This is a genomic window from Pseudomonas sp. GL_091, assembly GCF_057837725.1.
In genome coordinates this window covers 4,842,145-4,866,631 of sequence record NZ_CM174451.1, presented here as the reverse complement: position 1 = coordinate 4,866,631, position 24,487 = coordinate 4,842,145, and the positions used below count along the sequence as shown (strand labels likewise).

At 61.6% G+C, this 24,487-nt stretch carries 25 protein-coding genes; 11 read left to right on the top strand and 14 right to left on the bottom strand.

The annotated features are described in order from the left end of the window. From tusD to AC3ITY_RS22130, 4 genes are all read right to left on the bottom strand, one after another. The gene (gene tusD, locus AC3ITY_RS22145; protein ID WP_489310972.1) at window positions 1–393 is read right to left on the bottom strand and encodes a sulfurtransferase complex subunit TusD; all 393 of its coding nucleotides are present in this window, start codon (window positions 391–393) and stop codon (window positions 1–3) included. 127 nt (window positions 394–520) lie between these two features. Continuing rightward, window positions 521–1,225 (bottom strand): YoaK family protein, encoded by a 705-nt coding sequence (locus AC3ITY_RS22140; protein WP_489304974.1) that lies wholly within the window; start codon window positions 1,223–1,225, stop codon window positions 521–523. A gap of 25 nt (window positions 1,226–1,250) precedes the next feature. Continuing rightward, complete coding sequence (locus AC3ITY_RS22135) at window positions 1,251–1,580, bottom strand: DUF6388 family protein (protein WP_489304972.1); 330 nt, start codon at window positions 1,578–1,580, stop codon at window positions 1,251–1,253. A 20-nt stretch (window positions 1,581–1,600) separates the two neighbouring features. Beyond that, window positions 1,601–1,849 carry a hypothetical protein gene (locus AC3ITY_RS22130; RefSeq protein WP_489304970.1) on the bottom strand — a complete coding sequence of 83 codons (249 nt, stop codon included), beginning with the start codon at window positions 1,847–1,849 and terminating at the stop codon, window positions 1,601–1,603. A 148-nt stretch (window positions 1,850–1,997) separates the two neighbouring features. Between AC3ITY_RS22130 and AC3ITY_RS22125 the strand changes: the two genes are divergently transcribed. Further along, on the top strand, window positions 1,998–2,348 hold the full coding sequence (locus tag AC3ITY_RS22125) for a hypothetical protein (RefSeq protein WP_489304968.1): 351 nt from the start codon (window positions 1,998–2,000) through the stop codon (window positions 2,346–2,348). A 68-nt stretch (window positions 2,349–2,416) separates the two neighbouring features. On the opposite strand, the gene AC3ITY_RS22120 is transcribed toward AC3ITY_RS22125, so the two are convergent. After that, window positions 2,417–2,842, bottom strand: a complete 426-nt coding sequence (locus tag AC3ITY_RS22120; RefSeq protein WP_489304966.1) for a GNAT family N-acetyltransferase — start codon at window positions 2,840–2,842, stop codon at window positions 2,417–2,419. 166 nt (window positions 2,843–3,008) lie between these two features. On the opposite strand from AC3ITY_RS22120, the gene AC3ITY_RS22115 reads away from it, so the two are divergent. Then, window positions 3,009–3,602, top strand: a complete 594-nt coding sequence (locus tag AC3ITY_RS22115) for an NUDIX domain-containing protein (RefSeq protein ID WP_489304964.1) — start codon at window positions 3,009–3,011, stop codon at window positions 3,600–3,602. Here the strand turns inward: AC3ITY_RS22115 and AC3ITY_RS22110 are convergent, their stop codons facing one another. Continuing rightward, complete coding sequence (locus AC3ITY_RS22110) at window positions 3,603–4,115, bottom strand: methylated-DNA--[protein]-cysteine S-methyltransferase (RefSeq protein ID WP_489304962.1); 513 nt, start codon at window positions 4,113–4,115, stop codon at window positions 3,603–3,605. Window positions 4,116–4,251: 136 nt separating this feature from the next. Between AC3ITY_RS22110 and ggt the strand changes: the two genes are divergently transcribed. Then, the gene (ggt, locus tag AC3ITY_RS22105; RefSeq protein ID WP_489304960.1) at window positions 4,252–5,979 is read left to right on the top strand and encodes a gamma-glutamyltransferase; all 1,728 of its coding nucleotides are present in this window, start codon (window positions 4,252–4,254) and stop codon (window positions 5,977–5,979) included. Window positions 5,980–6,048: 69 nt separating this feature from the next. Beyond that, a complete protein-coding gene (locus AC3ITY_RS22100) occupies window positions 6,049–6,582 on the top strand; it encodes a cysteine hydrolase family protein (protein ID WP_489304958.1) in 534 nt (177 codons plus the stop codon). Window positions 6,583–6,602: 20 nt separating this feature from the next. Here the strand turns inward: AC3ITY_RS22100 and AC3ITY_RS22095 are convergent, their stop codons facing one another. Further along, the gene (locus AC3ITY_RS22095) at window positions 6,603–7,505 is read right to left on the bottom strand and encodes a LysR family transcriptional regulator (protein ID WP_489304956.1); all 903 of its coding nucleotides are present in this window, start codon (window positions 7,503–7,505) and stop codon (window positions 6,603–6,605) included. 199 nt (window positions 7,506–7,704) lie between these two features. Here AC3ITY_RS22095 and AC3ITY_RS22090 point away from each other — a divergent pair, with 199 nt between their 5' ends. The 7 genes from AC3ITY_RS22090 to AC3ITY_RS22060 all read left to right on the top strand — a co-directional run bounded on the left by AC3ITY_RS22090 (window position 7,705) and on the right by AC3ITY_RS22060 (window position 17,192). Beyond that, the gene (locus AC3ITY_RS22090) at window positions 7,705–9,204 is read left to right on the top strand and encodes a purine-cytosine permease family protein (protein ID WP_489304954.1); all 1,500 of its coding nucleotides are present in this window, start codon (window positions 7,705–7,707) and stop codon (window positions 9,202–9,204) included. Then, entirely contained in the window at window positions 9,201–10,043 is an 843-nt protein-coding gene (locus AC3ITY_RS22085) for a nitrilase family protein (RefSeq protein WP_489304952.1), read from the top strand. The genes AC3ITY_RS22090 and AC3ITY_RS22085 overlap by 4 nt, the downstream gene beginning before the upstream one ends. Before the next feature lie 87 nt (window positions 10,044–10,130). After that, the gene (locus AC3ITY_RS22080) at window positions 10,131–11,153 is read left to right on the top strand and encodes a helix-turn-helix transcriptional regulator (RefSeq protein ID WP_489304950.1); all 1,023 of its coding nucleotides are present in this window, start codon (window positions 10,131–10,133) and stop codon (window positions 11,151–11,153) included. 201 nt (window positions 11,154–11,354) lie between these two features. Then, entirely contained in the window at window positions 11,355–13,151 is a 1,797-nt protein-coding gene (locus tag AC3ITY_RS22075; RefSeq protein ID WP_489310970.1) for an amidohydrolase, read from the top strand. Between the two features lie 18 nt (window positions 13,152–13,169). Further along, a complete protein-coding gene (locus AC3ITY_RS22070) occupies window positions 13,170–14,909 on the top strand; it encodes an amidohydrolase (protein WP_489304948.1) in 1,740 nt (579 codons plus the stop codon). A 108-nt stretch (window positions 14,910–15,017) separates the two neighbouring features. Then, window positions 15,018–15,758, top strand: a complete 741-nt coding sequence (locus tag AC3ITY_RS22065) for a TorF family putative porin (protein ID WP_489304946.1) — start codon at window positions 15,018–15,020, stop codon at window positions 15,756–15,758. Between the two features lie 45 nt (window positions 15,759–15,803). Further along, window positions 15,804–17,192, top strand: coding sequence for a purine-cytosine permease family protein (locus tag AC3ITY_RS22060; RefSeq protein WP_489304944.1), 1,389 nt, complete (start codon window positions 15,804–15,806; stop codon window positions 17,190–17,192). 83 nt (window positions 17,193–17,275) lie between these two features. On the opposite strand, the gene AC3ITY_RS22055 is transcribed toward AC3ITY_RS22060, so the two are convergent. The 7 genes from AC3ITY_RS22055 to AC3ITY_RS22025 all read right to left on the bottom strand — a co-directional run bounded on the left by AC3ITY_RS22055 (window position 17,276) and on the right by AC3ITY_RS22025 (window position 24,358). After that, on the bottom strand, window positions 17,276–17,992 hold the full coding sequence (locus tag AC3ITY_RS22055; protein WP_489304942.1) for a L,D-transpeptidase family protein: 717 nt from the start codon (window positions 17,990–17,992) through the stop codon (window positions 17,276–17,278). After that, window positions 17,989–18,747, bottom strand: a complete 759-nt coding sequence (locus AC3ITY_RS22050) for a M15 family metallopeptidase (RefSeq protein WP_489304940.1) — start codon at window positions 18,745–18,747, stop codon at window positions 17,989–17,991. Before AC3ITY_RS22050 ends, AC3ITY_RS22055 begins: the two co-directional genes overlap by 4 nt. Window positions 18,748–18,780: 33 nt before the next feature. Further along, the gene (lipA, locus tag AC3ITY_RS22045; RefSeq protein ID WP_489304938.1) at window positions 18,781–19,770 is read right to left on the bottom strand and encodes a lipoyl synthase; all 990 of its coding nucleotides are present in this window, start codon (window positions 19,768–19,770) and stop codon (window positions 18,781–18,783) included. Window positions 19,771–19,912: 142 nt separating this feature from the next. Further along, window positions 19,913–21,169: a serine hydroxymethyltransferase gene (gene glyA / locus AC3ITY_RS22040; RefSeq protein ID WP_489304936.1), complete on the bottom strand. Its 1,257-nt coding sequence runs from the start codon at window positions 21,167–21,169 to the stop codon at window positions 19,913–19,915. Window positions 21,170–21,210: 41 nt separating this feature from the next. Continuing rightward, window positions 21,211–21,594, bottom strand: a complete 384-nt coding sequence (gene gcvH, locus AC3ITY_RS22035; protein WP_489304934.1) for a glycine cleavage system protein GcvH — start codon at window positions 21,592–21,594, stop codon at window positions 21,211–21,213. 272 nt (window positions 21,595–21,866) lie between these two features. After that, on the bottom strand, window positions 21,867–23,375 hold the full coding sequence (locus tag AC3ITY_RS22030; protein ID WP_056723748.1) for a sigma-54-dependent transcriptional regulator: 1,509 nt from the start codon (window positions 23,373–23,375) through the stop codon (window positions 21,867–21,869). A 68-nt stretch (window positions 23,376–23,443) separates the two neighbouring features. Next, complete coding sequence (locus tag AC3ITY_RS22025; RefSeq protein ID WP_008049321.1) at window positions 23,444–24,358, bottom strand: LysR family transcriptional regulator; 915 nt, start codon at window positions 24,356–24,358, stop codon at window positions 23,444–23,446. Window positions 24,359–24,487: the final 129 nt, after the last annotated feature.

The following is a 24,487-nucleotide window of genomic DNA, read 5'->3' as shown; positions in this document are numbered from 1 at the left end:
TCATGCGCCTCCGAAACAGATCAGACGGTCGGCATCCTGCGCGGCGTCATGCAATTGGCCGAGGCCGGACAATTCCCACGGCGCACCGACGGCTACCGCCTCGCGCTGATAGCGCCTGGCTTCTTCTTCATTCAACACGCCACGACGCAGGGCGGCGGCGATGCACACCACGCCATCGAGTTGATGGTCGCTGACAAAGGCGCGCCATTGCCTGGGCAAGTCCAGTTCATCCTGGGGCGTGACCACGCTGGCGGACGCGTTGTAGACGCCGTCCTGATAGAAAAACAACCGGACAATCTCGTGCCCGCCTGCCAGCGCGGCCTGGGCGAACAGCAGGGCGCGGCGCGAGGAAGGCGCATGGGCGGCGGATAACACGGCGATGGCGAACTTCATGACGGACTCGATCAGCGAAACTGCGGCCATGATAATGCTTTATCGGCGGGGCGGCTAAAGTGATGTTGTCTGGGCGGGCCTCTTCGCGGGCTTGCCCGCGATGACGGCCTCACAGTCAACACCAGTTTCAGCGCGGCATATACCCCAACTGCCAGCGCCGCGGGATCTTCAACGACAACACCCCGAGCCCGGCCGCCAACAGGCCACTGGCAAACAATGCCTTGAGCCCCAGGTGATGTTCCAGCACGGCACCGAGTACCGCGCCGGCGAACATGCCGGTCCAGGGGATCAGTTGCACGCGCCAGCCGTTACGGCGCTCGCCGAGCATCCAGCGGCCCAGCCCGCGGCCGAAACGCGACAGGGCACCGGTGACGTAAGTCAGGCCGACCGGCAGGCCGTTCACTTCTTCCACCGCAGCGTTGAGCATGCCCATTGCAATGATCGCCGCCAGCAGGGCTGGCAACTGCACGTCATAAGGCCAGGCCGCGGCGGTGCACAGCAGGGTGGCGATGCACAACAACAAGGGCAGGGCCCGGCGCCTGCCTAGCCGGCTGATGATAATGCCCAGCGCGTTGCCGACGATGAAAGTGGCGACGAGGATCACCAGGCGCAGGGTCAACCCAAGGTCGCCAGTACTGATGGCGACAGCCATCCGGGTGGTATTGCCGCTCATGAACGAGACGAAGTCGCCGCTGGCCATGAAGCCGATGGCGTCGGTCATGCCGGCGAGTACCGAGAGCATGGCCACCAGGCTCAGGCCTATGCGCCCGCGCCATTTCTGCGTGTGCAAGTGACCGGGGCTGGCGTGGGTCCTGGCGGTGTTGGGCAGCATCGGCGACGGTATCCCTGAACAGTGCTTAGGGTTTTATCCCATTCAACTCGCAATATTCCAGCCAGTCCATGCCGGCCATTTCCGCCACTTCCCGGTGCACTTCCAGGCGCTGCGCTTGGTAATCCTGGGGTGTGGCGGTGGTTAACTGCAACGTCAGTTCCCAAGCGAACAACTGCTGGCGTTCTGCTTCAGCTTCAAACGCTTCGTGCAGCCGTTCCTCGCGATACTGAGCCGCCGTTTCACCCTTGGCCTGAGCCAATAGCGGGTTGAGGTGATCGAGTTCTTCGCGCAACTCGGGGCGCGCATCGAGAAACTTCTTGAGTGCTTGCTCATGCTGCAGTTCGGTTGCCGCCATGGTCGCTCCTTGAGAACGGATTACGAGGATTGCTTCTTGCTGGCCTTGGCCGCTGCCGCCAGGCATTCGAGGGCAAACTGTTCGGTGTAGGTCATCTGGATCGGCGTGGTTTCGCCTTTGACAGTTCTTTCACCCTCGAGGATGTAGCGAATCCGTTTGTCGGTGACACCGATTCGCTTGGCAATCCAGGAAGGCGTCTGACCGATCTGGCTGATCAGCTTGTCGGCATATTCAGTGCTCGGTTTGTAGAACTCGGCATTAGGTGTCATCAGGTTTCCAGTCAGGGGTGCGATGGGGCGTTATTGGCGCGACAGGGTGCGCGAATCGTTGCGCGCTGTCGCGGTATAAATGCAGTAAAGCAGAACGATACGGGCTGCCGGGGTGATAAAGTCCGCTTTTTCCTGATGAGTGAATGCAATGCGAATTCTGATGGTGGCGCTGGCCGCGACGTTGCTGGCGGGATGCGCCGGCTCGGTGATGAACGACGCCCGCACCAAGGCCCCGTACAAGACCCTGAACTCGGAAAAACCGGCAAAGGACGTCGCCCAGTGCGTGCAGTTTTCCTGGCAGGACGAGGCCGTCTTCGGCGTCGATGCTGCTGCCTATTTGCAACCAGGGGAGAAGGGCGGCACGACCGTTTACACCCGTTCGGCGGAGTCCTTCGTCGACGTGACCACCGATGCCTCGGGCACGGTGTTGAGCTACTACGCACAGAAGGATGATTTCGTGGCCAAGCGCCGGTTGGCGGCGTTGGCGACTTGCCTGTGATTTGAAAACTTATTGCATTACCCCTGTGGGAGCGAGCAGGCTCGCTCCCACAATGGTTTTTGTACTGATCAGTAGTTCAGGCGCTTCTGGAAGAAGAAGTGCTTGTGGCCCGGCGGGTAATCGGCAATGTGCCCGATCTCGCTGTAGCCGCATTTCTTGTAGAACTCAGGTGCCTGGAATTCAAAGGTGTCGAGCCACAGCCCGACGCAATGCCGTTCCCGCGCCAGGTCTTCGGCCATCTGCATCAGTTTCGAACCCAGGCCCTGTCCCCGGGCCTGTTCCGGCACCACCAGCAAGTCGACGTACAGCCACTGGTAAAACAATCGGCCATGCAGGCCGCCGAGGATCTCGTCGTTGTCGTCGCGCACCAGCAAGGCGATGTGCTCAGGCACGTTACCTTCGGCCTTCGAGCCGTTGTAGGCGCGCAGCGGTTTGAGGATGGCCTGGCGTTGTTCATCCGTGGGGTTTGGCGACAGTTCGATACGCAGGTTCATGGCTATATCCATATGGCATTGAAGCCGCAGCCTATCCCGGTTGCAGCGATTGTTCCATCCCCGGAAAAGTTGAACCATCGCCAACGCGCAGCTTGCTTGAGGGGACAAGTGCTGTCCGTTTTCACTTAACATGTGGACCCTCAGACAAATAACAGGACGCGTTGTCATGTCGAACACAGCCGAGCGGGTCAACATCCTTGAGTCTCAGGTGTTGTCCCACGACTGGTACCTGCTCAAGAAAATCACCTTCGATTACCAACGCAACAACGGCGAGTGGCAACGCCAGACGCGGGAGGTCTACGACCGTGGCAACGGCGCGGCGATTCTGTTGTACAACCGCGAAAAGAGGACCGTGGTACTGACCCGGCAATTTCGCCTGCCGGTGTTCGTCAACGGCCACGATGGGCTGTTGATCGAAGTGGCGGCGGGGCTGCTGGAAGGCGCGGCGCCTGAAGACCGCATCCGCGATGAAGCGGAGGAAGAGACGGGGTACCGCGTGCACCATGTGCAGAAGGTGTTCGAGGCGTACATGAGCCCCGGTTCGGTAACGGAAAAACTGCACTTCTTCGTTGCCAAATACGACGCAAAGTCGAAAGTCAGCGACGGTGGCGGGCTGGAGTCGGAAACCGAAGAACTGGAAGTGCTGGAGTGGGCGTTCGAGGACGCGCTCGAAGCGTTTTACCGCGGCGAAATCTGCGACGCCAAGACCATCATGCTGTTGCAGTATGCGGCGATGAATAACCTCTTCGCCCAAGCATGATCAAAAGCCTGGTAGGCGTGCCGTGCCGGGCCATTGTCCACCCTCTAGCGTCAGCAACTTCTCCTTCGCCTCCAGCCCGCCGGCAAACCCGGTGAGCTTGCCCGACGCGCCAATCACCCGATGACAGGGCGCAACAATCGAAATCGGGTTCTTGCCATTCGCCGCGCCCACCGCCCTGACCGCCGCCGGGTTGCCGATCTGTTCGGCGATCTGGCTGTAGCTGCGGGTCTCGCCGAACGGGATGGTCAGCAGCGCCGCCCAGACCTTCTTCTGGAATTCCGTGCCGGCAAAATCCAGATCCAGTTCGAAGCGATCGCGGGTGCCGGAAAAATATTCGCGCAACTGCGCAGCCGTGCGCACCAGGATCGGGTTGTCCGGCGCTTCGCTCATCGGCCCCAGGCGCACCCGGCCGGGTTTGTCGTTTTCCCAGAGGATGGCCGCCAGTCGTGAACCGTTTGCGACCAGCTTCAATTGGCCCACAGGTGACGCCACGGTGGTGCAGGTATAGGTCATGCCAGGGCTCGCGGGAAATTGCTGAACAGGCGTTAAGGATACTGTCTCGACGGGGAGGCGCAAACCGTAATCCCGACCATACTTGGCTACGGCTTTTGAAGCGTTTTCCTACGAAATAACAAGAAGAGACTGACTCATGAAGTACGAACCTTTTGCCAAATCGCTGATTGCGACCTCGTTGGCGCTCAGCTGCCTGACCGCCCATGCCGCCTCCGTGGCCCCGGCTACCGGGGAAAACGGCATGGTGGTCACGGCCCAGCACTTGGCCAGCCATGTGGGCGTGGATGTGCTCAAGAACGGCGGCAATGCCGTGGATGCGGCGGTCGCGGTCGGCTATGCGCTGGCGGTTGTGTACCCCGCGGCAGGCAACCTCGGTGGCGGTGGTTTCATGACCATTCAACTGGCGGACGGGCGCAAGACCTTCCTCGACTTCCGTGAAAAAGCCCCGCTGGCCGCAACCGCCAACATGTACCTGGACAAGGAGGGCAACGTCGTCCCTGATCTGAGTACCCGTGGCCACCTGGCCGTGGGCGTGCCGGGCACCGTTTCGGGCATGGAACTGGCGCTGTCCAAGTACGGCACCAAACCGCGCAAGGAAATCATCGCCCCGGCCATCAAGCTGGCCGAAGACGGTTTTGTGCTGGAGCAGGGGGACGTCGATCTGCTGGACTACGCCACTGACATGTTCAAGAAGGACATCAAGGATTCCGGCTCGATCTTCCTCAGCAAGGGCGAGCCGATGCAGGTCGGCCAGAAATTGGTGCAGAAGGACCTGAGCAAGACCCTGCGGGAGATCTCCGAGAAAGGCACCGACGGTTTCTATAAAGGTTGGGTGGCCGATGCCATCGTCACCTCCAGCCAGGCCAACAAGGGCATCATCACCCAGGCCGACCTCGACAAATACAAGACCCGCGAACTGGCGCCCATCGAGTGCGACTACCGTGGCTACCACGTGGTTTCCGCACCGCCACCGAGCTCCGGCGGCGTGGTGATCTGCGAGATCATGAACATCCTCGAAGGCTATCCGATGAAGGACCTGGGCTATCACTCGGCTCAGGGCATGCACTATCAGATCGAGGCGATGCGCCACGCCTACGTGGACCGCAACAGCTATCTGGGCGACCCGGATTTCGTGAAGAACCCGATTGCCCACCTGCTGGATAAAAACTACGCGACCAAGCTGCGCGACGCGATCAAGCCACAAAAAGCCGCGGTATCCAGCGAACTCAAGCCCGGTGTAGCGCCCCATGAAGGCAACAACACCACCCATTACTCCATAGTCGACAAGTGGGGCAACGCGGTGTCGGTGACCTACACCCTCAACGACTGGTTCGGTGCCGGCGTGATGGCAAGCAAGACCGGGGTCATCCTCAACGATGAAATGGACGACTTCACCTCGAAAATCGGCGTACCGAACATGTACGGCCTGGTGCAGGGCGAGGCCAACGCGATCGCCCCCGGCAAGGCGCCGCTGTCGTCCATGAGCCCGACCATCGTCACCAAGGACGGCAAAGTGGTGATGGTGGTCGGTACGCCGGGTGGCAGCCGCATCATCACCGCGACCTTGTTGACCATGCTCAACGTGATCGACTACGGCATGAACATCCAGGAAGCGGTGGATGCACCGCGTTTCCACCAGCAGTGGCTGCCGGAAGAAACCAACCTGGAAGCCTTCACCACCAGCCCGGACACGGTGAAAATCCTCGAGAGCTGGGGCCACAAGTTCGCCGGTCCACAGGATGCCAACCATCTGGCGGCGATCCTGGTCGGCGCGCCGTCCCTGGGTGGCAAACCGGTAGGCAAGAATCGTTTCTACGGGGCGAACGACCCACGGCGTAACACCGGGTTGTCGCTGGGTTATTGAGGGTTGTGTCTGGAGGGGGACGGGCTTATGTTCGTCCCCTGACCCCTCGACAATTCAAGGAAGGAAATCATGACCACTGCACTGTTAATTATCGACGTTCAGCAGGCATTGTGCTCCGGTGAATACGAGTGTTTCGAGATCGGACGGGTTATCGATACGATCAACGATCTCTCGGCCCGGGCCCGCAAGGCCGAAGTTCCCGTGGTGCTGATCCAGCACGAAGAAGCGGACAGTCCTCTGGCGCATGGCGCTGCCGGCTGGCAACTGGCCGAAGGGCTGGAAACCTCACCCAAGGATCACCGCGTGCGCAAGACCACCCCGGATTCGTTCTACCAGACCAATCTGCAAAAACTGTTGCCGAAAGAGGACTTTGAGCGCTTGGTCATCTGCGGCCTGCAGACCGATTACTGCGTCAACGCCACCGTGCGCCAGGCCCTGAAACTGGGCTACGACGTGGTGCTGGCGGGCGACGCGCACTCCACCGTCGACAACGGCAACCTGACCGCCGAAGACATCATCGCCGAGCACAACAAGGACCTGAAGCGCCTGACCGGTTCCGTGGCGCGGATCGATGTGATACCGGCCAAGGACATCCACTTCTGAAACCACCGCTCCCACAGGACCTACGGCGCTCCGAAAATCTCGATCAGTTCGTTCAGAAACGCACTCACCAGATCCCGCTGCCGTGCCGAATGCCTTACCGCCGCATGAAAGCTGACCTCATAGCGAAACAGGTCCGGGTTCAGCGGGTGTAACTGCCCCAGCTGTTCATGACGGGTCGCGTAGTGCTGTGGCAGAAACCCCAGGTGCTGGCCGGACAGGATCAGCAAGGCCGCGCCGTCCATGCTGTCGGTGAGCACGGTCAGGCGCTCGATGGAGGTGGGGGCCGGCATTTCCGGCAGCGGATGGCTCGGCCAGACCCAGTCGAATCCGCTGACATCTTCCCGGGTCAGCGCGCCGACTTGCCCGAACAACGGATGCGAGGGCGCGCAGTAGGCGATCTGGGTTTCCGGGAACAGCGGGAAATAATCGATGCTGGGCAAGCGATGCCAGAAGTAACCGATGGCCAGGTCGATATGGCCGTTGATGATTTTTTCTTCCAGCAGCGACGACGACAGTTCGGTGAAGTGGAAGTACAGCCCCTCGTGCCGCGCCCGCAATCGGGCAATGGCCTGGCCGATTTTCTTGTTCGCCACCGGATCGATTTGCCCCAGCAGGCCGATGTTGATGCTGCCCGAGACTTTGCGATTGATGTGCTGCACCTCGACTCGAAAACCTTCGGCCGCTGCCAGCAAGCGCCGGGCCGCGTCGATGAACTGAGTGCCTTTGGGCGTTACCGAAAACCCGCCGCGCCCGCGTTCGCACAGACGGAAACCGACTCGGGCTTCCAGCGTCGCCAATTGCGCGCTGATCGTGGGTTGCGTGGTGTTGAGGGCGGTTTGCGCCGCCGAGATGCCGCCCGCTTCGACGACGGTCAGAAATACCCGGATCAGGCGCAGATCCAGCTCCGTTACAGTTCCCAGCATGGGGGCTCCCGATTCTCGCTTACATAGATGTTGATCTATGTGAACAGTGTGCCTGCGATATTTTACTGCCCGAACTCACGCCCTACATTGCCGTGAAACCAGCGTCATCGTCAGCTTTTTCTGGAGTTTTACCTGATCTGGACGTCGTAGCGAGCGCTCTACCCACAAAAACAACAAACAACAGCATAGGAACAATCGTATGTCAGGTTCCCCAGTGTCTGCGCAAGCCGCCGAGGCGAGCGGCGGGTTGGCCATCGAAGGCCATTCCATCGACTACATCCCGGAAAACGAACGCCACGCCAAACTCAGCAGCCAGGGGCCTTTCTGGTTCCTCGGCAATTTCCACTTCTTCACCATCTCCATCGGCTTTGTCGGCCCAAGCCTCGGCTTGTCCGCGCTGTGGACCATGCTCGCCGGTGCCCTGGGCATTATGTTCGGCACCATTTTCATGGCGTTCCACGGCTCCCAGGGCCCGGAAATGGGCCTGCCGCAGATGATCCAGTCCCGCGCCCAGTTCGGCTATCGCGGGGTGATCCTGGCGTTGATGGCGACGATGTTTGTGTTCGTCGGTTTCAACGTGGTGAACATCTCGCTGATCATGAATGGCCTGGAGCATGTGTTCGGCATTAACCCGACCATCGTCGCCGTGGCCGTGGTGCTAATTGGCGCGCTGTTGTCGATCTACGGCCACGACCTGATGCACAAGGCCTTCAAGTGGGCCTTGCTGGCGACCTTGCCGCTGTACGCACTGGTGACCATCGCCCTTATGTTCGGTGCGGGTCAGGAAGGTGTCACGCCGGCGACCGACCTGGGCTTCAACTGGGTGGCCTTCGCCACGCTGTTCGCCATCGGTGCCAGCTACAACATTTCCTATGCCCCCTACGTGTCTGACTATTCCCGCTACCTGCCGAAAAACACCAGCCGGGCGAAACTGATCGCGGCGGTGTTCATCGGCGCCTCGTTGTCCGGCAGCTGGATGATCGGCCTCGGCGCCTGGCTGGCGCAGGAGCTGAAAGCGGCGGATGCGCTGGTGGCGTTGAATCAGGTCGGCTCCGCGATGGTGCCGGGGCTGGGCAATCTGCTGGTGATCGTGTCGGTGGTGGGTTTCCTGCCGATCATCGCGCTCAACACCTACAGCGCCATGCTGACGTTGCTGACCGGCGTCGACTCGATCAGGAAAATCACCCCGACACCCCGCGCCCGTGTGCTGTCGATCAGTGTGATCAGCATCATTCTGTTGACCTGCGTGCTGTCGATCAAAGGTGACGGCATCGCGCTGTTGAACACCTTCCTGGTGTTGTTGCTGTACTTCCTCGTGCCGTGGACGGCGGTCAACCTGGTGGACTACTTCTTCGTGCGCAAGGGCCGTTATGCGATCCCGCATTTCTTCACGCCAAACGGCATCTACGGCGCCTGGCAATTTCGCGGCATCGTCTCGTACCTGATCGGCTTCGCCGCGATGGTGCCGTTCTTCTACATCTTCGATGCCGCAGCCGGCAAAGAGGTGTTCGTCGGCCCGCTGGCGCGAGTGCTGGAAGGCGTGGACATCGCCTGGCTGGTGGGCCTGGTGGTGTCGGGCCTGACCTACTACCTGCTCAGCCGCTCGATTGATCTGGCCGCCGAACGCCGGGTGATCGATGCGCTGAGCGAGAGCGACATCGTCGCCATGACCCATTCATCTGCGGAGGCAGGGCGTTGAACAGCGTAAAGAATACCGTGGTCGCCTGTTGCCAACTGGCACCGAAAATCGGCGATCTGGCCCACAACCGCACGCTCACCGAACGCGCGATTCGCCAGGCAGCCTTACAGGGCGCGCAAGTCGTGGTGCTGCCCGAGCTGGTGCAGAGCGGCTATCTGTTCGCCGATCGCTTTGAGGCGCTGTCGCTGGCGGAAACTACTGATGGCCCGATATTGCAGCTTTGGCAGGCCCTGGCCCGTGAGCTGGACCTGGTGATCGTCGGCGGATTCTGTGAGCGTCTACCCGATGATGAACTGGCCAACAGCGCGGCGATGATCGACGCCAATGGCCTGCGCGCGGTGTACCGCAAGGCGCATTTGTGGGATGCCGAAAAGGACATCTTCACGGCCGGTGATGCGCCACCGCCGGTGGTCGAAACGGTGCATGGACGGCTCGGCATGCTGATCTGCTACGACCTGGAGTTCCCCGAGTGGGTGCGTCTACCGGCGCTGGCCGGGGCCGATCTGCTGTGCGCGCCGGTCAATTGGCCCGACGGTCCACGGCCGCAGACCGAGCGCCCGGCCGAAGTGCTGCGGGTGCAGGCCAATGCCTCGGTCAACCGCATGTTCATCGCCGCCTGTGATCGCTATGGCCATGAACGCGGGGTTGGCTGGGTCCAGGGCTCGGTCATAGTCGACGCCGACGGCTACCCGTTGGCCGGGCCGGCGGAGCAGGGCGGCGAGCAAATCCTGCTGGCCACGCTGAACCTTGCCGAAGCGCGCAACAAGCGCATCAGTGCGCGCAACGACCTGCATCAGGACCGCAGGCCGCAGTTGTACGGGGTGAACAGCACTTTGTAACCGTTGATGTCATTGCGTACTGGACGCCCGTCACGGGCCTATGGCATCGTCGAAACGAAAGGCCATGCAGTGAACGGGATCGCAAAGATGGGGGAGGGAAATAGAGTCGACGGTGACGCAACGATGGTCACGCTCAAGGCGTTCAATCATTGCGTATTGCACCTTGGCCGGCTGGCGCGGGAGAGCGGGGCGTCGCGATTCATCGCCGATGGTCTGCAGGCATTCGGTCAACTGGTGCCCTTCGCGTCTGCCTGGTGGGGCGAGATGTCGACGCCAGGTCCTGATGTTCCCCCCCAGAGCTGGATGCACGGCAGCATCAATCTCCCCGAGTCCTTTGCCGCCGAATGGCATCCGGTGGCGGCAAACGATCAGTTCTCCCACGCCACGCTCAATCGTCCCGGTGAGGTGGTGCGCGACAACGGTTTCAACGACCCGTGCGAAGCGGTCAACGATTTCGCCCGGCGCTACGATCTCTACCACTTGATGAGCATCACCTATGAGCTGCCCGAAAGCGGCTTGATGTTTTTCGTCTGCCTCTACCGTGGCCAGCATGAACAGGCGTTCGAGGAGAATGAAGCCGAGCTGTTTTCGGCATTCTGCGATCACCTGTTCCAGCTGTGGCGGTTCCAGGTGCAGGACATGATCCGCTTTGATAGCGAAAACGGCGCGAGTGATTTTGGCGTGGCGCGCATGGATGGCAGCCTGTTGTATGTAGGCGCCAGGTTGTGCGCCGCCATTCAACGCGAATTACCCGGCTGGAGCGGTTCAATGCTGCCGGGCGAGGTGATCGCGCAACTGTCGAAGGCGCCCTGCGTGATCCGCCTGGGCCGCTGCGCCCTGACCCTGAGCCCCAACGGCGAACACGTCATCCTGTCCCTGGAAGCACCGTCGGGCGGGGACGGCCTGGCGCCACGGGAGCGCACGGCAGCGATGCTGTTCGCCGCCGGCCACTCCTACAAGGAAATCGCCAAAATGCTCGCCCTGAGCCCCGCGACCGTGCGCACCTATTTGCGTAACTGCTACTTGCAGCTCGGAGTGAAAAGCAAGGTGGAGCTGGGCTCGGCCCTGCGTTCGCCGGGTGCGCTGGCGGAGTCCGTGCGCCGGGATTAATCCCAGCCGTTTCAATTATTTGCCTTACCCCTCCTCATTTGCAGAGGTCCATTCGAACGCTGCGCCCTATAGGGTAGGCCCTGTCTATCAGGGGCTGACGCAGTCGCTTCGGGCCGCTTCAAAACAATAAGAACAGGGGTGAGGCATTTGAGACTTTCCAGGCTTTTTGTCGCCGTTGCGGCGACGACGGCATTTTCCGGCATGGCGTTGGCGGCGACACCCGCCGACACGGTCATGCGCAATGGCTACGTCTACACCGTCGATGGCCAGAATTCCGTGCAGCAGGCCATTGCCATTTCGGGCGGCAAGATCGTCTATGTCGGCAGCGATGCCGGGGTCGACGGCTACATCGGCAAGCAAACACAGCTGATCGACCTGGCCGGGCGCATGTTGATGCCGGGCTTCGTCGATGCGCACATGCACCCGGGGGATGGCGGTCGCGCCATGACCTTGTGCGACCTGAAATACCAGACCATGACCCGCGCGCAGTTTCAGGCGAGCATCCAGGCCTGCCTTGATGCCGACAAGGACAAGGGCCCGGACGTGTGGCTGGAAGTGGGCAGCTGGGACCGCATGGGCATGACCGGGCTCGACGGCGACGCGGACAAATCGACCCTGGACGCGCTCAAGACCAAGCGTCCGATCCAGGTGCGCTCCACCGACTTCCACACCGTGCTGACCAACTCTCGCGGCCTGGAACTGGCCGGAATCAACAAGAACACCGCCGACCCTGAAGATGGCAAATACCGACGCGACAGCGCCGGCAACCCGAACGGCATCTGTGAAGACGGCGCCGCCGAATCGTTGGCCGCCGTGGTGCCGCCTGCCACCGACGCGGAAAAACTCAATCAGGTTCGCGCAGCCCTCGACGCCATGCGCCAGCAAGGCATCACCAGTTTCATGGATGCGCTGTCCGGCCCGGAAAACGGCAAAGCCTTCACCAGCCTGCAAAAGTCCGGCGAGCTGACCGCCCGGGCCTTGCTGGCGATCAAGCTGGACCCGGCCGCCGCTGCCGCCGACCCGGTGAAAACCATCGCCGAGGCCAAGGCCCTGGCCAGCACCTACGACCAGGGCGAAGTGAACGTCGCGCCGGGCGTTAACATGCGCCACGTCAAACTGTTCATGGACGGCATCATCAATGCCCCGGCGGACACCGGCGCCATGTTGACCCCGTACCTGCACAACAGCGGCACCGACAAGGCGCCGAAGTGGACGCCGGGCAAGAACCTGGGCGAACTGTACTTCCCGCCGCAAGTGCTCAATCCGTTGTTGCTGCAAGCGGTCAAGGCCGGTTTCGATCCGCACCTGCACGCCACCGGCGAGCGCGCGGTGCGCGATGCACTGGACAGCGTCGCCTACGTGCGCAAGGAACTGCCCGGTCAAGACTTCCGCCCGGCCATCGCGCACGCCGAGTCAGTCGATCCTGCCGACTACTCACGCTTCAAGGCACTGGACGTCACGGCCACCATGTCGTTCCAGTGGGCACAACAGGCCCCGTCCACGGTCGACGGTACCAGTGATCACCTTGGCGCCGCGCGTTTTGCGCGCATGGAACCCTCGGGCAGCATCGCCCATGCCGGCGGTCGAGTGGCGTTTGGCAGCGATTGGCCGGTCGATCCCCTCGATGAGTTCCTGGCGCTGAAAGTCGGTGTCACCCGTTCCGGCGACCCGACCAATCCGCACAGCTATGGGCCGAAGTATGCCGGGCGACTCAACGCCGATCCGGCGCTGTCGCGAGCCGAAGTGCTGCGCAGCATCACCCTCAGTTCCGCCGAACAGTTGAAGCTGGACGCGGTGCTGGGCTCGGTCGAAGTCGGCAAGTTCGCTGACCTGATCGTGCTGGACAAGAACTTCATGCAGGTTCCCGAGGAGGAGCTGGGCCGCAATGACGTGCTGCTGACGCTGGTCGGCGGCAAGGTCGTGTGGGCCAAGGCGCCGTTCCTCGGGCTTGCGCCACACGTGGTTTCCCAAGCGGTTACTTCCCGATCCGCCCCATAAAAACTAGAGAGCGTTCCGATGCGATTGATTCCAAACCTGTTGGCCGCCGCGCTGGCCCTGTCGTCGGTGCAGGCCATGGCCGCCGCTGACCTGGTGTTGTTCAACGGCAAGGTCTTTACCGCCGAACCCGGCCAGGCACTGGTGCAGGCTGTTGCGGTGCAAGACGGCAAGATTCTGAAAGTGGGCAGCGATGCCGAAATCAATGCCCTGGCCGATGCCAAGACCCAGCGCATCGACCTGGCGGGCAAAGTGTTGATGCCGGGCATGATCGACACCCACAGCCACCCGGTCACGGGCGCTTTCGACAGCATGAAGGCCAACCTGCTGGATGAGGTCAAACCCTTGCCGGAACTGGAGCAATGGTTGATCGAAGAAGACAAGGCCGGACGTGCCCGCTCCGGTGATGTGATCAGCGTGGCTGGGGTTAGTTCGGCCTACTGGGAGAAAAGCCGTGAGCTGGGCAAGGTGTTCAACCAGGGGCGCTGGGCCGATCAGCCCATCGTCTTCAGCGGCATCGACGGGCACACCGGTTGGGCCAACAACGCGATGCTCAAGCGCCTGAACATCGACGCGGCGCTGGTCAAGAGCCTGCCGGAGAAAGAACGCGGCTACATCGGCCATGAAGCGGACTTCACGCCGAACGGCTACTTTGCCGAATCCCGCTGGGACGTGGTGCGCAACGGTATTCCGGCGCCTACCCCGGAGGCCATGCTCAAGGCCGCTCGCGAGGCGGTGAAGATCAACAATCAATTCGGCGTCACCGCCTGGATGGACGCGGCGGCGAACGGCGGCAGCGAAGATTCGCTGTTCGATTTCCATGCCACCGCGGAAAGTGTCGGCGTGCTGCCGCTGTACAAGGAGCTGGCGCAGAACGGCGAACTCAGTGCCCACGTCGCCGCGTTGATGGTCACCAACCCGAAGAGCAAACCCGCCGACCTGGAAGTGATCGCCACGGTGATGAAGCAGTTCGAGGGCGTGCCTAACCTGACGTTCCCCGGCATCAAGGTGTTTGTCGACGGCATTCTTGAATTCCCCGGGCAGACCGCAGCGGTCATCGTGCCGTTCAAGAACAGCCATAAAAATGGTCAGTTGCTGACTGATCCGGCGCACTTTGGCGAACTGGTGGTGGCGGCGGAAAAACGCGGCTGGATCGTGCACATGCATGCCGTCGGCGATCGCGCGGTGCGTGAAGCACTCAATGGCGTGGCGTATGCGCGCAAGCTCAGCCCGACGCCCGTGCCCCACAGCATTGCGCACCTGCAATTGGTCAACCCCAAGGAGTTTCCGCGCTTCAAGCAACTGGGCGTGATCGCCTCGATGCAACTGCTGTGGGCCACCGGCGAGTCCTACACCGTCGAACTGGTCAAACCCTACATCAGCGCCTTTGCCTACGGTTACCAGTATCCCGCGCGGTCCTTGCATAACGCCGGCGCGACGATTGCCGGTGGCAGCGACTGGCCGGTGTCGAGCGCCAACCCGTTCAACGCCATTGCCCAGGCCAGCACGCGCAAAGGTCCGTTGGGCGTACTCAATGCCAAGGAAAGCATCGACCGCCAGACCATGTTCTACGCCTACACCATCAACGCGGCGAAAACCCTGCGCCTGGAGCAGCAGATCGGTTCGCTGGCACCGGGCAAGCAGGCCGACCTGATCATTCTCGACCGTGATGTGTTCAAGGTCAGCGATGACGACCTGTTCGAAACCAAAGTCCTGAACACCTTCTTCGCCGGCAAGCAGGTCTACGCCCCCGCGTCCTGACCTGCGAACACCCAGCACCCGCAAAAACCAGCCAGCCCCTCGTAGCGCGAGGGGCCTGGCATCGCCATGCCTGAAATTCCCCGTACGCCATAACAACAAGAGAACTGTATGAACGCATTTTCAGCATTGACCCTCGCGACACTGGCATTGATCCCCCTGAGCAGCCAGGCCCTGACTCTCAACGATAATTTCAGCCTGGAAATGACCCTGGGCGTCGTCAGCGACTACCGTTCCCGGGGCATCTCGCAAACCCTGGGCGATCCGGCGGTACAGGGCGGCGCAACGCTGCTGCACAGCAGCGGCCTGTACATCGGCGCCTGGACCTCCAACGTGGATTTCGGCGGCGGCTTCGACACCCGGCAGGAGCGTGAGTACTACGCCGGTTACTACTGGCAGGCGACGGACGCGATCAGCCTGGATCTGGGCTACATCAAGTACGACTACCCGAAAAATTCCGAATTCAACCTGAGCGAAATCTACGCCGTCCTCGACCTGTACGGCGTGAAGCTGGGTGCCAATTACTCGAAGGACACGCCGAACGTTTTCGGCGAAGACCAGGACACGCTCTACACCTACGTCGGCTACAAGTTCACGCTGCCGGCCGAAGTCGGCCTGGAGTTGCGCGTGGGGCGCAACGACGTGAAAGACCCGGCTTTCTGGTCCGCCAACGGCGATAACCGCGAGGCCTACTACGAGTGGGAGGCCAAGTTGACCCGTGATTTTGTTGGCGTGACCTGGGGCCTGAGCTATGTCGACACCGACCTGACGAAAAGTGAATGCAGTGGCTGGTATGGCTATAACGACCTGTGCTCGGCCACGGTCGTTGCAAGTGCCACCAAGACCTTCTAAGTTCAACCCCGACAACAAAAACAGCTCCTCAAAGGAAACACCGTCATGAGTGCGCAACGCAGTCCCCTGGTCGAGACCCGCTCGATCGATTTCATTCCCGAGGCTGAGCGACACGGCAGTCTCTACAGCCAGTTCACCCTGTGGCTCGGCGCCAACCTGCAGATCACCGCCATTGTCACCGGCGCCCTGGCCGTGGTGCTGGGCGGCGATGTGTTCTGGTCGCTGATCGGCTTGCTGATCGGGCAAGTGCTCGGCGGTGCCGTGGTGGCGCTGCACGCGGCGCAAGGGCCGAAGCTCGGGCTGCCGCAGATGATCTCCAGCCGCGTGCAGTTCGGGGTGTATGGCGCGGCGATCCCGATTGTTTTGGTGTGCCTGATGTACCTCGGTTTCAGCGCCACCGGCGCGGTGCTGTCGGGGCAGGCGATTGCGCAGTTGATCAGTGTCAGCGACAGCACCGGCATCCTGATTTTCGCGGCGAGCATCGCGTTCCTGACGATCTTCGGTTATCGGGTGATTCACCTGGTCGGGCGGGTGGCCAGCGTGCTGGGCATCATCGCCTTCGCCTACCTGTTCACCCGGTTGATGACCCTCAACGACATCGGCCTGCTGCTCGACAATCGTCATTTTGCCTGGAGCACCTTCCTGCTGGCGGTTTCGCTCTCGGCGTCCTGGCAGATCGCCTTCGGCCCCTACGTGGCGGACTACTCGCGCTACCTGCCGAGCAAGACTTCGTCCTGGAAAACCTTCACCGCCGTGGGCCTCGGCACAGTGCTGGGAGCTCAGACTTCGATGGTGCTGGGGGTGTTCGCCGCCGCACTGGCGGGGGCGAATTTCCGTGGGCACGAAGTGGCGACCATTGTCGGCCTGGGCAGTAGCGGTGTGATCGCGTCCTTGCTGTACCTGAGCATTGTGTTCGGCAAGGTCACGGTGTCCACCCTCAACGCCTACGGCAGTTTCATGTGCATCGCCACCATCATCAGTGGCTTTAGTCGTCGCCTGGAAATCACCGCCCGCCAGCGCATGCTGTTTGTGCTGCTGATCGTCGCGGCGTCCACCGCGCTGGCATTGCTGGGGCAGTACTCGTTCCTCAACTCGTTCAAGTACTTCATCCTGTTTTTGCTGACGTTCTTCACCCCGTGGAGCGCGATCAACCTGGTGGATTACTACTTCATCAACAAGGAACGTTACGACGTTCCGGCGCTGTCCGACCCGAACGGGCGCTACGGTCGCTGGAACGTGCTGGGGATCAGCGTCTATGTGATCGGCGTGTTGATCCAGTTGCCCTTTGTCGACACCCATTTCTACTCCGGGCCGATGGTTGCGCAGTTGGGCGGCGTGGATATTTCCTGGATCGTCGGGTTGTTGGTGCCGGGTGTGATCTATTACGCGCTGGCCAAGCCGTCGATGAGTGCTGTGGTGGTTGAGCGGGGGTAATACCCGCATTTGTGGCGAGGGAGCTTGTCGGGTCGCCGCACCGTCCCGACAAGCTCCCTCGCCACAGGTTAAGCGTTTACCAGTTAGCGCTTCGGCAGTTTCCAGCGCTCACGCAACTGCTCGTACTGCGCTTCCGGCAGTTGCACCAGCACCGGGGATTTGCCCGGGTCCAGCCAGTTGAACAACCGCGCGATATCCGCCGGGTCCATGGCCGTACAGCCACGGGTCGGCGCCGTGGAGCCGCGCCAGATGTGGAAGAAAATGCACGAACCGGCAGCGGGCGTGGCCGGGGTGTTGTGCTGGATGACGATGCCTTGGCGGTACAGCTCATCCGAGCGGCGCATCCGTTCGGAGCTGCTCCAGTCTTTTTCGACGATCGCTCCGTCGACCAGTTCGTTGTAGCGAGTCGATTGGCTGTCATCCACGCATTCGATGGTCGGCGTCAACGGGAGATAAGGCAAGCGGGTTTCGGCCGAAGGCTCATAGCCAAACGCCGTGCCCAGCTTGAACATTCCGGCTGGCGCCTTGCCATCGCCTTCCTGTTTGACCGGTCCTTCAGGTTGCCCGATATCGAGCAGCCCCTTGCCCCAGCCCATGCCGTTCTTGCCGAGCACCACTGCAAAGGGCGCTTCGAATTTCTGCAAGGTCTGCCCGTGTCGCTCATAGCGCTGGGCATTGCCCTGGATGTCATCCCAGCCTTTACTGGTGACCACGATCAACTGATCGCTGCCATCAAGCCCCTGAGCCATCGCAGCCAGCGGAAAAAACGCCACCGACAGGGCCTTGAGCAGAATGTTCATGGCTGCAGAGGCGTGATGGGAAAGTCCATGACGTCCGGCTTCTGCGGATTCCCGCTATACGTGAAGTGCCACCACTCGGCCGAATAACCCACAAAGCCTTCCTTGGCCATGGCACTGGTCAGGCGCTGGCGATTGGCTTTGGCCGTGGCGTTGATCAGCGCCGAGTCGGTGTGCGCCCGCTCATCGAAGCAATCGAAACCGGTGCCCATGTCGAGGGCGCCGTCGTACCAGCGCTGGCCGTAAGGGGCGGTGCAATCCACCGGCGTAGCCGAAGGTGTCCAGCTGTCGGCGGGCGGGGCGTCGGGGCCGGTCATCGTCAGGTCGACGGTGTTGCCCCGGGAATGATTGGACACCCGGGCCACATAACCCAGGCGCCAGAAGTCTTGCTTGTCGACCCGTGGATAGAACTCGGTCTTCAGTGGGTCACCAGGTTCGGTGGCGAAGCGGCCCATGTCCGCCACTGCGCGGGTCGGGCGATAGCAGTCGAATACTTTCAAGCCGTAGCCTTCGGCTTTCAGTGAGCTTTGCACTCGGGCCAATGCCTTTGCAGCGTCCTCCGACAGCAGACACTCCGCCGCCTGGTAACCGTCGAGCGGGTGCCCGGTGAAATTGTGCGCGCCGGCGTAGCGGATGTCCTGCTCGATGCCCGGGTCGACGCTGCGCACATACACCATGTGCCGGGGTTTCGACTCGTCGGCCATGCACGGCGTGGCAAGGCTCAGGCACAGCAACAACAGACAGGGTGAACGCGACATCGGAAACGGCTCCATGCATGACCAGTCATTCCATCATGGCTTGAAACCGTCCGTACCTCCATGAAGTTGTTGATCGGCGTGATAGGACGAACGCACCAGCGGGCCGGACGCCACGTTCTTGAAACCCATGCGCGTACCTTCCTCGGCGAACCAGGCAAAGGTGTCCGGGTGTACGAAGCGCTGCACCGGCAAGTGACTGCGCGAGGGCTGAAGGTATTGGCCGAGGGTCAGCATGTCGATCTCGTGCTCGCGCATGCGCTGCATGACCTCGATGACTTCCTCGTCGGTTTCGCCAAGGCCCAGCATCAGGCCGGATTTGGTCGGCACACGGGGCACCGCTTGCTTGAATTTCTGCAGCAGGTCCAGCGACCACTCGAAGTCCGAACCCGGCCGCGCGGCCTTGTACAGGCGCGGTACGGTTTCCAGGTTGTGGTTGAACACATCCGGCGGCTCATTGGCGGTGATCGCCAGGGCCACGTCCATGCGTCCGCGATAATCCGGCACCAGGGTTTCCAGTTGAATGCCGGGGGACAGCTTGCGGATTTCCCGCAGGCAATCGACAAAGTGTTGGGCACCACCGTCGCGCAAATCGTCGCGGTCCACCGAGGTGATCACCACGTACTTCAGGCGCAGCTCGGCGATGGCCACGGCCAGGTTCATCGGTTCGTTGACGTCCAGCGGCTTGGGCCGGCCATGGCCGACATCGCAGAACGGGCAGCGGCGGGTGCAGATGTCGCCCATGATCATGAAGGTCGCCGTGCCACCGGAGAAACATTCACCGAGGTTCGGGCACGAGGCTTCTTCGCAGACGCTGTGCAGCTTGTGCTTGCGCAGCAGCTGCTTGATCCGGTCGACCTCGGGAGAGATCGGCATGCGCACACGAATCCAGTCGGGTTTGCGCGGGAATTCATCCGTGGGAATGATCTTCACCGGAATCCGCGCAACCTTTTCTGCGCCGCGCAGCTTGGTGCCGATTTCCACTTTCGCCGGGCTTTTGCCGGTCGATTCGACAATGGCATTCATCGTTATTTCCTTGTGCACAGAACCTGTAGGAGCGAGCTTGCTCGCGATGGTCGCCAACGATTACGCGCGCATTCAGGATTAACGCGGTGCCTTTGGGTTCTTCGCGAGCAAGCTCGCTCCTACAGGGGGGGGTGTTGTGTGATCAGTCGCGGTAGACCGGGAAGTCGGCGCACAGGGCGGCGGCTTGTCGAGCGACATTGGCCTCGATATCGGCATCGCCCAAGTGATCGAGGATGTCGCAGATCCACCCAGCCAAGGCGATGCTCTGCGCTTCCTTGAAGCCACGGCTGGTGATCGCCGGCGTACCGATGCGCAAGCCCGAAGTCACGAACGGCGATTGCGGATCGTTGGGCACGGCGTTTTTGTTCACGGTGATGCCGGCGCGACCGAGGGCTGCGTCAGCGTCCTTGCCGGTCAGGCCTTGGCGGATCAGGCTGACCAGGAACAAGTGGTTATCCGTGCCGCCGGACACCACGTCATAACCGCGCTCGATAAACACCTGCGCCATGGCCTGGGCGTTGCGGATCACTTGCGCCTGATAGGTCTTGAATGCTGGTTCCAGCGCTTCCTTGAAGCACACGGCCTTGGCGGCGATCACGTGCATCAGCGGGCCGCCCTGACCACCGGGGAATACGGCGGCGTTGAATTTTTTCTCAAGCTCCGCATTGGCCTTGGCCAGAATCAGACCGCCACGCGGGCCGCGCAGGGTCTTGTGGGTGGTGGTGGTGACCACGTCGGCGTAGGGCAGGGGATTGGGGTACAGACCGGTCGCCACCAGGCCGGCGACGTGGGCCATGTCGACGAAGAAGTACGCGCCGACCTTGTCCGCGATCTGGCGGAAGCGCGGGAAGTCCAGGGTCTTCGAATAGGCTGAGAACCCGGCGATGATCATCTTCGGCTTGTGCTCGACCGCCAGGCGCTCGACTTCGTTGTAGTCGATCAGGCCCGTGGTGGTGTCGATGCCGTACTGCACGGCGTTGTACAGCTTGCCGGAAAAACTCACCTTGGCACCGTGGGTCAAGTGACCGCCATGGGCCAGGCTCATGCCCAGCACAGTGTCGCCGGCTTGCAGCAGGGCCAGATAAACCGCGGCGTTGGCCTGGCTGCCGGAGTGCGGCTGGACGTTGGCGTAGTCGGCGCCGAACAGCTGCTTGGCGCGGTCGATGGCCAGTTGCTCGACCACATCGACGTGCTCGCAGCCACCGTAGTAACGCTTGCCCGGATAGCCTTCGGCGTACTTGTTGGTCAGGCCGCTGCCCTGGGCTTGCATCACCCGCTGGCTGGTGTAGTTTTCCGAGGCGATCAGTTCGATATGGTGTTCCTGCCGCGCATCCTCGGCGTTCATCGCCGCCAGCAGTTCGTCGTCGTAGCCTTTGATCTGGTCGTGCTTGCTGAACATGGTGTGGTCCTTTTGCGGATTCGGGATATGCGTAGGGGGCTTCAAGCGTCGGCGTGTTCTGCGGTCAGGCGTTCATAGGCGTCTTGATCCAGTAGATCGCTCAACGCCTCTACATCGACCGGTTTGAAGCGAAAGAACCAGCCTTCGCCCAATGGGTCTTCGTTGACCAGTTCCGGGGTGCTCTCCAGCGTCGCGTTGATCTCGACCACTTCTCCGTCCAGCGGCATGCCGATACTGCTGGCGGCTTTCACCGATTCCAGCACCGACACTTCAGCGCCTGCATCGAAGGCGCCCAATTCAGGTACCTGAACGAACACCACATCCCCCAGCGCCTGCTGGGCAAACGCCGTGATGCCCACGGTGACCAGGCCATTGCTCTCGAGGCGCAACCATTCGTGATCGACGGTAAAACGCAATTGGCTCATATCAACTCCTTATTGTTTTAAGGCTCGTGGCGGGGCGACGAGCGGGGTTGGAGGAGTGATAGCAAGGGCGGTGCCAAGGTTGATTAGTTGTTTTAAATCAATTACTTGAAGTTATTTTATTAAGTGCGAGAGATTTAATCCGTATTGAAATCAATACAGACAAGCAGGGCTGTGGGCGCAGACGCCGTAATTGCGGGTGGGAAAGGTTTTGTCTTGGTTTCGCTACGCTGTATCGATTTGCAGACGAAAAGTGCAGATGCAACACAGTCCACTCAGGGCTTGGCGGGAATCCCATACTTGCGCAACCGAATCGCAATAGCGCTATGGGAAGTCTGCAACCGCGCAGCCAGCAACCGGCTGGACGGATAGCTGCGATAAAGCTGTTCCAGCAGGTTCTTCTCAAAGTCGCCAACCGCCTCTTCCAGGCTGCCGACTTCACCGTCGTTCTGCCGCTCTACCGCCGTGCGGGCGATGTCCAGGTCGTCGATGTCCACCAGCGGGTTTTCGCAGATCGCCGCTGCGCGAAAGATCACGTTTTGCAGTTGCCGCACGTTGCCCGGCCAGCGGTTGCCGAGCAGGGCGCTGAAGGTACTCGGTGCCAAACGACACGCCGGTCGCTGGATCTGCGCGCAGGCCTGTTGCATGAAGTGATTGGCCATCAACAGGATGTCGTGACCGCGCTCGCGCAGCGGCGGTACCTGCAGGTTGAGCACGTTGAGGCGGTAGAACAGGTCTTCGCGAAAACGTCCTTCGGCGACCATTTTTTCCAGGTCGCGGTGGGTCGCGCTGAGCACCCGCACATTGACCCGGACCTCTTTGTCGCCACCGACCCGGCGGAAGCAGCCATCGCTCAGGAAACGCAGCAACTTGGCTTGCAGATAGGGTGACATTTCCCCCACTTCATCGAGAAACACCGTGCCCTGATCGGCCAGTTCCAGCAGGCCGAGCTTGCCGCCCCGTTGCGCGCCGGTGAAGGCGCCGGGGGCGTAGCCGAACAGCTCGCTTTCGGCCAGGCTCTCCGGCAGTGCCGCACAGTTCAGGGCCAGAAACGGCGCATCGTGCCGTGGGCTGATGGCATGGCAGGCGCGGGCCACCAGTTCCTTGCCGGTGCCGGTTTCACCCTGGATCAGCAACGGCGCATCGAGGGCCGCCACCCGCTGAGCGCGGGCCTTGAGCGCACGGATCGGCGGCGATTCGCCGAGCAGCGCATCGAAACCTTCGGCATGGTCATGGTGCAGCGCCGACAGACGTTCACCAATGCGATTCGGTTGATACAGGGTGAGCAGGGCGCCGGCGTCGGTGATCGGCATCGCGTCGAGCAGCAAGGTTTGGCCACCGAGGCTGACCTCGTGCATCGGCAGGCGGAAATGCTGAGCGATCAAGGTGCGTTGCAAATCGGCATCGTCGAACAGTGCGGTCAGCGATTCACCGGCCGGTTCGCGGCCACAGAGGGCGATCAGCGCCGGGTTGGCCAGCAGCACGTGACCACGGTCATCCACCGCCAGCACCGGGTCGGAACTGGCTGCCAGCAACGCGTCCAGTTGCAGGCGCCGGCGTTGCCCCGGAAGGATGTCGACCATGGTCACCGCTTGCACGCCGCGCACGTCGAAAAGCGCCTCGCGCAACTCCTCCAGCACCTCGGCGCCCAGGGTCGGCGCATCGATGTAGACGTTCGGCGGCACCATCTCCACGGCGTCCAGGTTGAAACTGCGACCACCGAGCAGGGCCAGCACTTCCTGGGTGATGCCGACGCGGTCGATGAAGGTGACGTGGATGCGCATGACGGGCCTGCAAGGTTGGAGAACCGAATCAGTATGCCCGGCAAAATTTGAATTTGGCGAGTGTCACATCACGGCTGTCCGGTTTTACGGGCGCTGGCGGCCAGGTCTTCAAGGAACGCCTGGAGGATCGGTGGCGGTGCCGTGCCGCGACGGGTGATCACGTCGAACGGCGATTTCAGGCGCAGGCTAGCCGGCGCGAGTTGGTGCATCTCACCGCTCTTGACCCACTGGGCGGCGAAGTGCTCAGGCAGAAAACCCAGGTAGGCGCCGGAAATGATCAGGATCGCCGTGGCTTCGATGTTGTCCACGGTGGCGGCCGCCTTGCTGACGCCAAGGTGTTCGAGGTCGTATTGCTGCATGTAGCCGCGCACGACGATGCGCCCCGCAGCGACTTCTTCGAGCAGCTCCTCACCTTCGGCGTGGCTGCCGTACAACGGGTGACGCCGGCCGCAATACAAGCCCAGGGCTTCCTGGTACAGCGGCGATTGCAACAGGCCCGGCACATGGATCGGAAAGTGCCCGATGGCCAGGTGCAGGCGACCGTCGAGCACCCGTTCTTCGAGTTCAGCCGGGGTGCCGACGTACACGTTCAGGTGCACGTCATGGCCCCGTGAAACGAAGCGCTGGGTGGTGCGCGGGATCGGCGAATCGGGGTCGGTAATCGTGGTGTCGATGATTCCCAGGTTGAGCTTGCCGCTGATGTGCTGCTTGAGCACGTCGGCGTCCATGCAGAAGTTTTCCACCGCCGACAGCAGGCGCTGGGTGGCTTCATGAATGGCCACCCCTTGTTCGGTCAGGCGAAAGCCGCTGCGCCCGCGCTGGCAGAGTTTGACCCCGAGACGGGTTTCCAGGTGGGTCATCTGTTCGCTGATGGTCGACTGCCCGGCATTGAGCGCCGCCTGCGCGGCCGAGAAACCGCCGCAGCGGACAATCGTGGCAAACACCCTGAGCAGTTTCAGGTCGACATCGTGCAGCTGGATCATCTTGGACCTCCGGCATGGGGACGCATCGGGAATACCGATATGAGTATCTGATGTTTAGCATTTTTTCCACGAAAACCTGCGCCCATAGTCTTTCCAACGGCGGTCGCCTTGCAGTCCGCCAAGCCGATA